Below are 14,710 nucleotides of genomic sequence, written 5' to 3' on the forward strand. Positions count from 1 at the left end.
TACACTTAAATGTTAGCACACTAATAAGCTTGAGCCAATATTTTTTAGTATAATTTTACTATATTTTATATTTTTTTAACTAAATTTAGTATTTAAGTTTTTATTTAAATTTTATGTATTTATACATAAAAAATAGCAACTAAACAAAATTAGTTGCTATTTTTTATTACATTTATATTATACTTTTTGTACTTTTTCTAATTACTAGTTCACTAGGTATTATAACTTTTTTACAATATTTTCTACTTTTATTTATTTTCTCAATTATTAAATCAACTGAAGCACTTGCTAAATGCTCTATATGTACCCTAACAGTTGTAAGCGGTACAATTGTATGCTTAGATGCTATTAAATCATTAAATCCAACTATACTAACATCATCCGGAACCTTTATATTATTTTCATATAAAGCTTTAAGTACCCCCGTTGCTATAGTATCATTTCCAACAAAGAAAGCAGTAGGCATATTTTCATTACTATTTATAAACTCTATTGTAGATTCATATCCATCCATAGCAGTCATTTCTTTTGTATCTATTATATTTTCTTTTTTATATACTCCTTTAGACTTCATATAATCAGTATAGTATCTTAATCTATAATCAAGATTTTTTTCTTTTTTGTTATCTAAAGTCTTTGTACTTCCAATATATCCAATATCACTATGACCTAATTCAAACAAATAATCTAGCGCCTTATAAGTCCCTAATTTAAAATTAACTTTAACCGAGTCATAGCGTTGCTCATCTGGTGAAGAATCTAAAAATACTATATTGTCACTAATTTCATTCATCATATTTACTTCTTCACCGTTAAATTTACCTATAGCAATTATTCCATTTAGCTTTTCTTCACCTATAAATTTATATTCTTTTTCCGATTTATAAACATTTACAACTTCTATTTCATTATCAAAACATTCTCTATCTACTACACTTCTAAGAAGTAAATAGTAAGGATCTTGTAGTTGTTCACTATGATTATACATCTCAACTATCCCGACTCTTAATTTATTTATTTTAACTTTACTACTACTTTTTCTTTGCTTTAAAGTCTTATATTGCATTTCTTCTGCAGTTTCAAATATCTTTATTTTAGTTTCATCAGAAACACTAATTGTTGTATCATGGTTTAATACTCTAGAAACAGTACCTACAGATACACCAACCTCGTTGGCAATTTCCTTTAATGTAACCACCTTTTAACCTCCTTTTCAAAAAAATCAGCTCACTTTTATAATCCCCTCTTAAGCATATGTCAATTTTATCTATTCATTCCCCACTGTAAAATAAATTATCTAATAAAACAATTACTCTAATTTAAATTCAAAACTATAAGAAAACTAATTAACTTCTCTTGTAGTCTCAATTATACCTCCGTATAGTAATAAAATAGGGGGTACTATTGTGCCCTGACATTTCTTCTTCTATTTTCTATGTATATTCTACCATAACTTACCTATTGAGTAAACTTTGCTTGTTTCATACTATAACGTCCATGTATATTAGGCCGTATCAATTATACCTTATATTAATTAAATTTTTACAATATAAAAAGAGTGCTAAATTTAACACTCTTTTTAGTTCATATTTTATTTATATTGATATATCTAGATTACCATAATCACCATCAATTACTATTTTATTAATTTTAAAGTTTACTTTTTCTTTAAATATCGGACCATCAATTACAAATGTATGATATTCACCATTTTCACCACATGGATCACATTTTAAATCCTTAATCTCCCCAACAATTTCACGAGTTAGTACCTTTCCTAAAAAATCACTAGGCAATTGCGTTAAATTTACTTTTTTAATTACTGTACTAAATCCATTGTCTATAAATTCATTCACTAGTTTTTCTCTATCCTCTTGCCATAAAGGTAATATAGCCTCAAGTTCTGCTTCCTTGCATCTATCTTCGCACCATTTTCTATGATCAGATATATCTATATCTCCAAATACACAAGATTGAGCTCCTAGCTCTTTTGCTTTTAAAAGCGTCTCTGTAAATTTATGTTCATATTCATTCATTTCACATTCAACTAAAAATAAAGGTATATCTAAACTCTCACTAACTTTATTTAACAATTCTTTTTGTATGCTATGAGTCCACGAACCTGTTTCACCCTTTTTAACTGTTACTAATAATCCTATAGGGACATATCCTTTGTTCATCATTCTATAAAGTGCTAAAGTACTATCTTTACCCCCGCTAAATGACATAATAAACTTCTTGCTCATATTTACTTCTCCTTCTAATTTAAAAATTTCTCTTGATTGTATGTACTACATTCTTCTTATTCCCACTTTTTAAGCACTTCTATCATAAATTGCTTAACATCTATATCATAAACTTGTTTAAGTTTTTCACTTATTAAGACCTCTTTAGGTGTTCCCTTAGCTACTACCTCACCTTTACTTACCATAATTACATTATCTGAAAAATACTGAACTAAATTTAAATCATGTAAAACTCCAACAACAATCTTATTATTATCTTTTGCCCAAATGACTAAATGTTGCAGTAATTCTATCTGATGCTTTAAATCTAGATGATTTGTAGGTTCATCCAATAATATAATTTCAGGATTTTGAGCAAATGTTCTAGCTAAAAATACTCTTTGTAATTGTCCTCCTGACAACTCACTTATCATTTTATCTTTTATATCATAAAGTCCGACTTTTTCTATACTATCAATAACTATATCTCTATCTTCACCTTTTAAAGATTGAAATGGACCTTTTAAATAAGCATATCTTCCCAGCGATACTGTTTCATAAATTGTATAAGGAAAATATATTTGAGATATTTGGCTCATTAAAGCCACTTTTGTAGCTAATTCTTTCCTATTAAATGTATTAACTTCTTTACCATCTATCTTTATACTTCCTCTATAATCAATTATATTTGCAATAGACTTAAGTAAAGTACTCTTTCCACAACCATTTGGCCCTATTATACAAATATTTTCACCTTTTTTAACTTCAAAATTTACATTTTTTATAATGTCATTATTATCATATCCGCAATAAAGCTCTTTGACTTCTAGCATTTTCTTACCTACCCTTTTTTATTATTAAAATAAACATATGCAAAGAATGGCGCTCCTATAAGAGCCGTTATAGCACCTACTGGCAGTTCTTGTGGTGATACTATAGTTCTAGATATAAGATCTGTTATAACCATTAAGCATCCTCCAAATATAAAAGACATTGGTATCACATATGTATGTTTTGACCCAAATACCTTTCTAACTATATGTGGTGCAATTAAATCAACAAATCCTATCGTTCCACTTAAGGCTACTGCTGAGCCTGTTAAAGTTGCCGATAATATAAATAAGTGCTTTTTAACCTTAGCAGTATCTACACCAACAGCTTTTGCTTGCTCTTCTCCAAACGTTAAAATATCCATCTCTTTAGTATACTTTAATACACCTATCATTCCTATTAACAAAAATGGTACAAGGACTTTTACGTATGACCATCCTTTCATGGAAAAACTTCCCATCTGCCACATTGTAATACTTTTTATATCTTCACTAAACAAAGCTGTTATTGTTGTCAAAAGAGCATTTACGAATAATGAAAGTACCATTCCTGCAAGTATTATAGTATTATTCGACATTGTTTTATCTACTTTTTGGCTAAATACTATTACTAAATAAACAGTCAAAAGACCTGATAAAAAACCAATTAACGGAAGTGTTAAGGTTCCTAATAGTGGTATTGATATTCCAAGAACTATAACCAATCCTGCACCTAGTGATGCACCTGATGATACACCTAGAGTATAAGGTGATGCTAACTCATTTTTTAATATAGACTGAACTACTGCACCACTTACAGATAAACAGCCTCCAACCATAAATGCTAATAAAACTCTTGGAAATCTTATAGACCATATTATTGATACATCTTTAGGGTTTATATTATCTATTAAAGGAATGTTAAACATTTTATTTAATAATATATTAGCTGTATCTAACAAATTAATATTAGAACTTCCTATAGATATTCCCATGCAAATTATTAAAAACACTATTGGTATGCATACTAAGGATAAACTTTTTCTCCTAATCATATTTTGAATTACCTTTCTAGTTGATTGTTTAGGGTGTTTTATTAAGTTTTTGACATATTCAAAAAGACATACCTAAAGGGCATGCCTGTTTAAATCAATTACTAAATTACAATTGAAAATCACACTAATCCCCACCCTCAGAAGGTACTAGTTAGATTTTAGGCAGTTCTCCCGGCTCAACTTCGTCCTACTTTCAAACCTTCCCGATTAATCAGTGGTATTTTAGATTTCGTCCGTTTTACGGTTACTGGGGTAGCTTAGAGATTTAATCTAATTCCCTATTAAGTCACATTGACACCTAATATCTTAATATGTACTTATATTATTTATTATATATAATCATTCTACATATATCAACTGTAATAGATTTTATTAATTTCTTATTTAATCTATAAAAATTAAAAGACCATCCATAATAAAAATATCCTGGATAGTCTTTTTTAACTAGATGCTATAAATTTTGATAACTACAAACTATTTAAGTACCTTTGCAAGAGCTAAACTGCATACTGCAATTATTGATGTCCAAGCTACACCCATAAATATCCATGCTGTTGTAGTCACTTTTAACATCTCCTTTTATAAAAATTTTATTATTCCTAGTTTTGTAAAAATGGTTAATTATTAATTAAATGTGATGTTCTTTCTTTCTATAAATATATTCTCTCATCGACTAAAATGTATCGTATTTTACCATTAATTAACCTATTTTACAAACTATTAACAATTTCATTTAATATTCTTTAGTTTGTTATATCTTTTCCCTTATATGTTTTATAGCTATGTAAAAACTCTCTACTGTTAAATATATACTTGCCTCCTATTTGAGTATAATATGCCCCTGTTGAGTCATAAATTTCTTTTACTTTTTGAGTTAAGTTTTTATGATAATATCTAAGTTCCTTAAATTCTTTTTTAAGTTTGTCTGCTGTCATCCACACTTTATTAGAAGTTATGTCTGCTAATTTAATATTATCAAATTGAGAATTATTTTTTTGAGAGTACACATAAAGTTCAGCTAGCAATTCTTGTAAATTCTCATTCGTAAGATCGTGTTTTAACTTTTTGTATAGTATAGCACCCATTGAATCTATACCCTTTTCTTCCAGTCTTTCTTGTTTTATTAATGCATCTAGTGGCTGTCTTTTTATATATACATAAGAATTTTCTTCTAATATATATGTACCCCTATGATATTTTGCAGGTCTATGAATAACAAGAATTGGGCTATACTCACCATTAGTTTCATCTTCATTTTTATCAACTATTTCAGATTTATTTTTAACTTCATACTCGCTAGATATTGATCCATATCTAGACTTCTGATTTAAAGAATAAATTTCATTATCTTCTATATAGTTTATTATTTCTTTAACATATTCTTTATCTATAATATTATTTAAGTTCTCAGTATTATTTACATAGTTTTGAGATAATTCATCTTTTAAATTATTTATATCCTCTATTTTTATATTAAAGACTAAACACATATTTAATAATCTATTTTCTATATCATTTATATCAACATTTATAAATGGTTCTATTTCGTTAAAATATTCATAATTCTTTATTTGCAAAATTTGATTTAGGATGTTCATATGATTTATTGAACTATTTCTATCAAATAAATACTTATTTACACTTTCTTTTAATGCTTCAATATTTTTATATATTTTTATGTATTCCTTTATTAATTTCATACCTTTGTTTAATATTTCTTTTGGTATATTTATATAAATGTCATTTTCGTTGACACATAGCTTTAATTCATCTTCTTCAAAAATAGCTTTAATGTCTTCTGTCATACTTTTTTCTCCTTTATATTTCAAACTTAAAGTCAGATTTAATTATAGCATAAATTATATTTTTAAGTCTAATATTTTACTTTACTACAGCTTTTATGCTTATTTAAATACAAACTAAGGCACATGAATTTTTATCTAATCCATGTGCCTTAGTTTATAATAAATTTAATATTTCTTTTTTCAATTTAACAATATATTCTAGGTTTTCATCACTTATATAAGTTTTATCAATTGTAAATTCTTTTTTTACAATTGCAGGCTTTTTAGATATAACATATATTTTGTCAGATAACATTATAGCTTCATCTATATCATGAGTTATTAATAGTATAGTTGAATTTACTTTATTTTTTATATCTAATAACCAATTTTGCATTGATGCTTTAGTTATAGAGTCTAGCGCTCCAAATGGCTCATCTAGCAGCATAATATCATTTGAATTTACAAAAGTTCTTAAAAAATTAGCTCTTTGTTTCATCCCACCAGATAATTCTTTTGGATATTTATTTTCATACCCTTCTAATCCAAATGTTTTAAAATACTGTATAACATTTTTATGCGCTTCTTTTTTTCTTATAGATTTATTATAAAAGTTCTTTTCCTTCATAATAGTTAATGGCAAACTAACATTATCTATTATAGTTTTATGAGGTAGTAATAAATCTTTTTGATACATATAACTCAATTTACCATTAATCTCAATACTTCCACTATCATATTCGATTAAATTTGTAATCATATTAAATATAGTACTTTTACCGCATCCACTAGGGCCAAGTATACTTACAAATTCACCTTCACAGACCCTTATACTTATATTATCTAATACCTTAACATCTTCATAAGATTTAGAAATGTTTTTAATATCTATTTTAACATTTTTATTTTGGTAAGAATTCATTAGTATAAGCCTCACTAGGTTTTAAGTCTTTATTTATCAATTTATATTCTCTTAAGAACTCTGTATAATTGTTCCATACACTGTCTTTCATTTCTCCCCATCTTTTTGCATCATCAATATATTTTTCAGCTAAATATTCTTGACTTTTTATTGCTAGGTTTTCATCTATTTCAGGTGCATGTTTTACAAGTATCTTAGCAGCTTCCTTAGGATTTTCTATTGCATATTCATAACCTTTTTTTGTTGCCTCTAAGAATTTTTTAGCAACTTCTGGTTTTTCTTTTAATAATTTTTCATTCGATATTATAATAGGTGTATAATAATCAAGTCTTTTATCAACTTCACCTATTGGTATATAGTCTAACTCTACTCCACGTTGACTTGCTTCTATCGCAGTCCATCCTTCAAAAATCCATGCAAAATCTATGTTTTTGCTTGTCGCTGTAAAGAAATCATCATCTCCTATATTTACTACTTTTAGATTTTTAAAATCTTTACCTTCTTTTTTCATAACCGCATCTAATATAGCATCTTCAGCTGGTGAACCCCAACCACCATAAACCTTCCCTTCAAAGTCTTTTGGTGATTTTATATTTTTATCTTTTGGCGCTGCAAACCCAGAAGTATTATGTTGTATAACTGTTGCTACAGCTTTTATCGGAAGTGGATCATCACTTGTTTTAGCAAATGTAACTTCCTCTTGATAACTTATTCCAAAGTCTGCCTTTTGAGTAGCCACTAAAGTAGCTGCTCCTCCTTCTGGTGGCTGTATTATATCAACATCTAACCCTTGTTCTTTATAATACCCATTTTCAAGAGCTACAAATAATCCAGTATGATTTGTATTAGGTGTCCAATCTAGTACCATTGTAACCTTTTCTTCATTAGATTTTTTATCTTCAGACTTCTTATTGCTTGAGCACCCACTTAAAGTACTAATTGTAAGTGCACTTATTAATCCTAGACTAACTAATTTTTTAAGTTTCATAAAATCCTCCCTAGTTGTTGTGCCTTAACACTATTTTTTTTATTAATTGCACTAACAATACAAATAATAAACTAAAAATTACTACAAGTATTGTTGAAGCAAATACCTTATCAAGAGCATAAGCACTCTTTGCTCTCACCATATATACTCCAAGCCCCTTGGTTCCCCCTAACCACTCTGCTACTGTTGCTGCAACTACTGCATAAGTTGCTGAAATTTTCAGTCCTGAAAAAAGCTTCTCCATAGACATTGGAAACTTCAAATGTATAAATGTTGATAATTTTGAGCTATTCATTGTTTTAAATAAGTTTAAATAATCTTTATCTAAATTTTCTATTCCATCTACAAAACTTATAAGTATTGGGAAAAAACATGTCATAGTTACCATTATAACTTTAGGTAACATATCAAATCCAAACCATATTATTAAAAGAGGTGCTATTGCAATAGTTGGTATTGTTTGAGATACAACCATTATTGGGTAAACACATTTTTTAAATATCGGTATGAAGTCCATAAGTATTCCCATAACTAAAGATATTATAATTGCTATAATAAACCCTAACAATGCTTCATTTAAAGTTGTTAAAGTATTTGTATATAAGTTTAAATAATCTTTACTAAATACCTTTATTATGTCACTTGGTGCTGGAAGTATATATTTAGGTATATCATTTATTTGTACTACTAATTCCCATATAAGTAATATGCTTAAAAATGTAATTATTGGATATAAGCTATTTTTTACTTTATCTATGGTTTTTAAGCTTTTCATCTATTGTTATTCCCCCAGCTTTTTCATCTATTCTAGCTGTTGTTATAACTCTTTCACAGCCAAGATCAAAAGGTATTTTATGTATTTTCTTTAGAAGTTCAAATACTTCGTCAAAGTCGCCTTCTATCGTTGTACTCATTGCACCTATTTCATATTTTAGACCACTATTTTTTATTTCTTCTATACATACATCTACAACCTTGTACATTTCTTCTTCACCTTTATAAGGTCTTAAAGGTACTACTGCTACATCTGCTATTACCATATAATCCACCATCCTTTATTTTTATTCATTCAGATAATATTTCTATATTTATAAAAAAATAGTTTAATTGAACATAAAAAAGCCAAAATATAATTAATCTCCTATTTTAAAATCGATATTTCGTAATTATAAAAGGAGAAATTATATTTTGGCTTTAATTGTTGATTATTACAAAACTTACTTTTTAATATAGCCTTTATATAATCTGATTTTCTCCCTACGCCGGCATTATCCAAACAGGTTTAAAGGGTCGAGATTTATTATCTCCTCTCAGCTACTTGGCTCCCCTGAAATATGTGTATTTTCAATTTGATTATACTATAATTATCATTTTTTAACAATTATTTTATATTTGTCCTATAATTCTTACTATTTCATATACTATAATAAGTATATAATACTTATAAGGAGGACATCATGATTAATACCCTAAAAGATAAACTTTCAAACTATAAACCTTATATAAATGGGCACAAAAATATGAAAAAAGCTTCTGTACTCATTCCTCTTGTAAAAAAAGAGAATAATTTTTATATATTATTTCAAGTTAGATCCAAGACATTGAGATCTCAACCCAATGAAATATCCTTTCCTGGTGGGAAAATAGAGTTAAATGAAACACCTTATAATGCTTGTATTCGAGAAACTTGTGAAGAACTTGGTACATGCCCAGATAATATTCAAATAATATCTGAACTAGATTTACTTATAACTCCAGCTAATTTAATTATTCACCCTTATGTCGGTATATTAAATGATATTGAAACTTTAAATATAAATAAAGATGAAGTCGATCATATATTTTTAGTACCAATACCTTATTTGTTAAAATATGAGCCTAACTACTATAACAATGAAGTAAAAATTATACCAGATAGCAATTTTCCTTATGATATAATTCCAAACAAAGAAAACTATAAATTTGGAAAAGGAAATTACGAGGTTTTATTTTATCAATATAATAATTATATTATTTGGGGTATAACTGCAAAAATACTTCAAAACTTCTTAGAAATTTTAAATGATTAGTATGGTAATTATTTATATAATATAAAAAAGTAGTTTATAAAATATAATATTTTATAAACTACTTTTTTTACTCCAATTAATTTTCATATTTAAATTCTTCTATGAAAACTTTAACTATCTCAGGATCAAATTGAGTACCTGAGCATCGTTCAATTTCTTTTAAAGCTTGATCATTAGTCATTTGTTTCTTATATGACCTTTCACTTGTCATTGCATCATATGCATCAATAACACATATTACTCTGGCTAAAAACGGTATTTCTTTGCCTTTTAACCCCATAGGATACCCTGTACCATTCCATTTTTCATGATGTGATAGTATATTATTTGCTACATATGCTATCTCATAATTAGATTTAGCAACCCTATATCCCTTTTCTACATGTGTTTTTATTATATTAAATTCTTCGTCAGTTAGTTTACCATTTTTAGATGCAATTTCATTTTGTATTCCTATTTTACCAATATCATGAAGCATAGCTGAAATTATAAGCTCTTTTTGATCATCAATACTAAGTTTTAATCTTTTACCTAATCTTTTAGCATAGTATACTACTCTATCTGTATGCTTTTTTGCATCTGAGCTTTTTTCTTCTAAGATTTCCATTAATCCTTTTAGAATTTTCTTTTTAGAATTTATATTTCTTGGTAATTTTTTTTTATATAACTTTTCTTCAGCATCTTTTATAATGTCATCTATATTATCTTTTAAGTTTCTTTTTGTTGAATACCCTAAGGATATACTTAGAGGTATAGACGTATACGGTTCTTTTTTACAAGCACGTGTAATTTTTTTGCATATTTGCTCTGCTTTTTTAGATTCTGTATTTGGAAGTAATATTATAAATTCGTCTCCACCCCACCTAACTATTAACCCATCATCACAAACTCTTTTTAATACATTTGATACTTGAGCTAAAAGCTCATCTCCTTTTAAATGACCTAATGTATCATTTACTATTTTTAATCCATCTACATCCCCCATTATTAAACTTAATGGCAAATACCTTTCATTATCTAGAGTTTTAATTTTTTCGTCAAAGTAAGCCCTATTATAAACGTTTGTTAACTTATCATTATAACCTATTTTTCTTAATTCTTTTTCTACCAGTTTTCTTTCAGTTATATCCCTTGATATACCAACAATTCCCCACATGTTATTTTCTATATCTACTAAAGGAGTTTTTATACACTCCATATATTTTGTTTCTCCATTAACTTTTATATTAATATTCGTAGTTTGAGTAGTTCGCTCTCTTATTATTTTTTCATCAGATTTAATAATTTGATTTTTAAAATTTTCATCTTTTATAATATCTAAATCTTTTTTTCCTATAATTTTTTCCTTATCACTTTCATAATAATTTTGGGCAAAAGATACATTACAGTTAATGTATTCACCATCTAAATTTTTATAAAATATAGAATCTGGAATTGTATCCATTATAGTTTTTAATAAATTTTTTTGTTTTACTATTTCATCTTCATATTTTTTGCGTTCAGTCTGATCTTGGAGTATACCTAAATAACTTTCTATTTTTCCATCTTTTTTAATAGGCGCTATATAACATTCTAAAAATATATCATCTTGATATCCCGAAAACATTTTAGCTTCTCCTAGATTTTCCACTTCTTTATAATTTTTTGTATATTCTGTTCCTAATTTTTCTCCATATATATCATAAACAGTTTTTCCTAATATCTCTTCTTTGGTTTTTTTCAAACTATCGCATAGGCATTTATTTACAAATATAAAATGTCCTTCTTTGCTTTTTAGCCAAATAGAGTATGGAATATTATCTAGTAATATCTCTAACATATTGTCAAACATAATCAAGTCTCCTATGTTTTATTAATTATTCTCCACCTTTTTTCACATCAATTAAATTTATCCCCCATTGTACTAATAATATATTGAAAGGGACTGTCTCAAAAAAATCTAAACTAAAAGCAACTAAATTCAATGCTAATAGATTAAATGCATCTATCCTGAGACAACCCCTTCTATTTAAAAATTATTTACTTTCCTTACCTACTAACGAGAAGCTATTAGCTCCAGTTATCTCCACCATAACTAATTTTCCTATTAAATCTTTTTCACAAGATTCAAAATTAACTAATTTATTTTGTCTTGTTCTTCCTGTAAATTTCTCTTCATCAGTCTTACTTTTTCCCTCTACTAAGACTTCCACTGTTTTTCCTACGTATTCTTTATTAATTTCTGCTGCTATAGTATTTACTCTCTCTAATACTTTATTAAATCTCTCATGTTTTATATCTTCTGGTATTTGGTTTTCCATTTCAGCAGCTGGAGTCCCTTTTCTCTTAGAATATATGAATGTAAAAGCAGAACCGTATCTAACCTTTTCTACTACATCTATAGTTTCTAATAAATCTTCATCAGTTTCCCCTGGGAATCCGATCATTAAGTCTGTAGAGAAAGCTATATCCGGAACTTCTTTCTTAGCCTTTTCTACTATTTCTAAATAGTATTCCTTAGTATAATGTCTATTCATTTTTTTAAGTAATGGTGTACTACCGCATTGAACTGGTAAATGTAAAAATTCACAAACTTTATCACAATCTCTTATTGCGTATATAACTTCATCTGATATATCCTTTGGATGAGATGTCATAAATCTAACTCTTTCTATGCCGTCTATATCATTTACTTTTCTTAAAAGTTCTGCAAATGTTATAGAGTTTTCTAAAGTTTTACCATATGAATCAACATTTTGACCAAGTAATGTAACTTCTTTAGTCCCATTTGCAGCTAATTCTTTTATTTCATTTATTATATCTTCTGGTTTTCTACTTCTTTCTCTTCCCCTTGTGTACGGTACGATACAGTAAGTACAGAAATTGTTACATCCATACATTATATTAACAAAAGCTTTTAATTCAAACTTTCTAGTACTCTTAAGACCTTCTACTACTTCTCCATCAACATCCCACACATCAACTAGCATCTTTTTATTATCCATTGATTTTGTTAATAGCTCAGGGAATTTATATAAGTTGTGTGTACCAAATACTAAATCAACATGATTATATTTAGATTTTAACTCTTTTACAACGTGAGGTTGTTGCATCATACATCCACATACAGCTATTTTTAAATCTGGATTTTTTCTTTTTTGGAATTTTAATTGACCTAAGTTACCATAAACTTTAAGTTCTGCATTTTCTCTTACTGCACAAGTATTGTATATTATTAAATCACATTCACCTGCAGTTATCCCTCTTTCATATCCCATTTCATCAAGCATTGCACATAATTTTTCTGAATCATGTTCATTCATTTGACATCCAAACGTTTGTATTAAGTATCTAGGTTTTGCTTGATGTATAGCGTAATATCTTGAATTTTGCTCTGCTATTGCTTCTATAAATCTATCTTGTTCTTGTATTTTTTCTATAGGAACTTGTACTTGCTTTCTTTTACTCATTATAATCCTCCCAATTTGTTACTTATTTACTCTATAATTTATATTTTGAAATAGATAAAGAATTCGCTTCAATTAAACCACTACATTAGGTGATAACTTAATCTTACAATGGCTTAGTCCATCAAACTCAAAATGTAATTTTTTATCTATCTAACTTGTAATTATAATTTTTAGTCATATAAAAACATTTTTATAATTCAATTTAAAGTTAATTATATCAAATTTGTAAAAATTTTAAAAGGTTTTAACATTAGTTTTATGAATCAAAATTATATAAATGGTAATAATAATTTATCATATGACTTTGAAAGGAAAATGAATATGTTAGTAGTTTTAATAAGAAGTATTTTGTTATATATAGTTGTTTTAATATCTCTAAGAGTTATGGGTAAAGGTGAAATAGCTGAAATGAACTCTTTTGATTTAGTTATAACTCTTCTAATAGCAGAAGTTGCGGCTGTTCCTATGGAAAACAATAATATACCTATAATAAATGGTGTTGCAGCTGTTACAGGACTTGTTGTTATGCAAATAGTTATTTCTTATCTAGCTTTAAAGTCTAGAACAGTAAGAGTACTATTGTCAGGTAAACCTTCTATCTTAATAGAAAGAGGAGAAATTAATTATAAAGAATTGCAAAGAGAAAGAGTCACTATAGATGAATTACTAGAACAACTTCGTATACAAGGTTATTTCAGAATTATGGATGTTCAATATGCCATACTTGAAACAGACGGAAATCTGAGTGTTTTGCCAACACCATCATATAAAAATCCTCCCAATAGTGCCTTTAACCATCTACCTGTATCGTTAATAATAGATGGTAAAATCATAAAACATAACTTAAATATAGTAAATAAAGATACAAATTGGTTGGAGGGGATATTAAAATCTAATCATATTGAAAATCTAAAAGATGTTCTTTTGTGTGTAATAGATGAAAATGAAAAAACATATATTCAAGAAAAGAAAAATTAATTAACATCGAGGTGATTATCTTTGAAATCTTTAGTTTACTCTTTAATTTGGACTATATTATTTGTTATATTTGGACTTTATATTAATAGTGAAATATCTGCCTTTACTGATGTCTACAATTCTAAAGCTGATATTATAGAAAGTTATATAAGAAACGATAATTGGGATGATGCCAAAAATGAGCTAGATGATTATCATAAAAATTTTCATAAAGACAAAGGAGCATGGTATAAGCTATTAAATCATGATTATTTTGATAATGTATGTTTATGCTTAGATATATTAGATGGATCTATAATTTCTAAAGACAAGTCAATGGCACTTGAACAGGTATATAGAATAAAAAGTACTTTAGATAATATCTTAGAAAGTGAAAAATGTGATTTAAACCATATATTTTAAAATAAAATGGTCTTAAGAATAATCTTAAG

At 27.2% G+C, this 14,710-nt stretch carries 14 protein-coding genes and 2 riboswitches; of the genes, 3 read left to right on the forward strand and 11 right to left on the reverse strand.

Going from position 1 to position 14,710, the window contains the following annotated elements:
• Positions 1-172 precede the first annotated feature (172 nt).
• From NWE74_RS03960 to NWE74_RS04000, 9 genes are all read right to left on the reverse strand, one after another.
• Positions 173-1,198: a LacI family DNA-binding transcriptional regulator gene (locus NWE74_RS03960; protein ID WP_258241937.1), complete on the reverse strand. Its 1,026-nt coding sequence runs from the start codon at positions 1,196-1,198 to the stop codon at positions 173-175.
• Positions 1,199-1,595: 397 nt separating this feature from the next.
• The gene (locus tag NWE74_RS03965; protein WP_258241938.1) at positions 1,596-2,246 is read right to left on the reverse strand and encodes a diphthine--ammonia ligase; all 651 of its coding nucleotides are present in this window, start codon (positions 2,244-2,246) and stop codon (positions 1,596-1,598) included.
• Between the two features lie 56 nt (positions 2,247-2,302).
• On the reverse strand, positions 2,303-3,058 hold the full coding sequence (locus NWE74_RS03970) for an ABC transporter ATP-binding protein (protein WP_258241939.1): 756 nt from the start codon (positions 3,056-3,058) through the stop codon (positions 2,303-2,305).
• 8 nt (positions 3,059-3,066) lie between these two features.
• Positions 3,067-4,089 carry a FecCD family ABC transporter permease gene (locus NWE74_RS03975; protein ID WP_258241940.1) on the reverse strand — a complete coding sequence of 341 codons (1,023 nt, stop codon included), beginning with the start codon at positions 4,087-4,089 and terminating at the stop codon, positions 3,067-3,069.
• Between the two features lie 143 nt (positions 4,090-4,232).
• A riboswitch (cobalamin riboswitch) is annotated at positions 4,233-4,406 on the reverse strand.
• A 426-nt stretch (positions 4,407-4,832) separates the two neighbouring features.
• Entirely contained in the window at positions 4,833-5,894 is a 1,062-nt protein-coding gene (locus NWE74_RS03980; protein ID WP_258241941.1) for a hypothetical protein, read from the reverse strand.
• 154 nt (positions 5,895-6,048) lie between these two features.
• A complete protein-coding gene (locus NWE74_RS03985) occupies positions 6,049-6,795 on the reverse strand; it encodes an ABC transporter ATP-binding protein (RefSeq protein WP_258241942.1) in 747 nt (248 codons plus the stop codon).
• Positions 6,776-7,783: an ABC transporter substrate-binding protein gene (locus NWE74_RS03990; protein WP_258241943.1), complete on the reverse strand. Its 1,008-nt coding sequence runs from the start codon at positions 7,781-7,783 to the stop codon at positions 6,776-6,778. Before NWE74_RS03990 ends, NWE74_RS03985 begins: the two co-directional genes overlap by 20 nt.
• A 10-nt stretch (positions 7,784-7,793) precedes the next feature.
• Positions 7,794-8,558, reverse strand: coding sequence for an ABC transporter permease (locus tag NWE74_RS03995; RefSeq protein WP_258241944.1), 765 nt, complete (start codon positions 8,556-8,558; stop codon positions 7,794-7,796).
• On the reverse strand, positions 8,533-8,823 hold the full coding sequence (locus tag NWE74_RS04000; RefSeq protein WP_258241945.1) for an MTH1187 family thiamine-binding protein: 291 nt from the start codon (positions 8,821-8,823) through the stop codon (positions 8,533-8,535). The genes NWE74_RS03995 and NWE74_RS04000 overlap by 26 nt, the downstream gene beginning before the upstream one ends.
• 197 nt (positions 8,824-9,020) lie before the next feature.
• Positions 9,021-9,122: riboswitch (TPP riboswitch) on the reverse strand.
• Positions 9,123-9,240: 118 nt separating this feature from the next.
• On the opposite strand from NWE74_RS04000, the gene NWE74_RS04005 reads away from it, so the two are divergent.
• Positions 9,241-9,852 (forward strand): NUDIX hydrolase, encoded by a 612-nt coding sequence (locus NWE74_RS04005; RefSeq protein ID WP_258241946.1) that lies wholly within the window; start codon positions 9,241-9,243, stop codon positions 9,850-9,852.
• A gap of 76 nt (positions 9,853-9,928) precedes the next feature.
• On the opposite strand, the gene NWE74_RS04010 is transcribed toward NWE74_RS04005, so the two are convergent.
• Together NWE74_RS04010 and miaB are read right to left on the reverse strand one after the other, a co-directional pair.
• Positions 9,929-11,683, reverse strand: coding sequence for an HD domain-containing phosphohydrolase (locus NWE74_RS04010; protein ID WP_258241947.1), 1,755 nt, complete (start codon positions 11,681-11,683; stop codon positions 9,929-9,931).
• Positions 11,684-11,867: 184 nt separating this feature from the next.
• A complete protein-coding gene (gene miaB, locus NWE74_RS04015) occupies positions 11,868-13,301 on the reverse strand; it encodes a tRNA (N6-isopentenyl adenosine(37)-C2)-methylthiotransferase MiaB (protein WP_258241948.1) in 1,434 nt (477 codons plus the stop codon).
• Positions 13,302-13,622: 321 nt separating this feature from the next.
• Here miaB and NWE74_RS04020 point away from each other — a divergent pair, with 321 nt between their 5' ends.
• Together NWE74_RS04020 and NWE74_RS04025 are read left to right on the forward strand one after the other, a co-directional pair.
• Positions 13,623-14,279 carry a DUF421 domain-containing protein gene (locus NWE74_RS04020; RefSeq protein WP_258241949.1) on the forward strand — a complete coding sequence of 219 codons (657 nt, stop codon included), beginning with the start codon at positions 13,623-13,625 and terminating at the stop codon, positions 14,277-14,279.
• Between the two features lie 21 nt (positions 14,280-14,300).
• Entirely contained in the window at positions 14,301-14,681 is a 381-nt protein-coding gene (locus NWE74_RS04025) for a DUF4363 family protein (protein WP_258241950.1), read from the forward strand.
• Positions 14,682-14,710: the final 29 nt, after the last annotated feature.

The sequence above is a fragment of the Romboutsia lituseburensis genome, from assembly GCF_024723825.1.
In the GTDB taxonomy this organism is placed as follows: Bacteria; Bacillota; Clostridia; order Peptostreptococcales; family Peptostreptococcaceae; genus Romboutsia_F; species Romboutsia_F lituseburensis_A.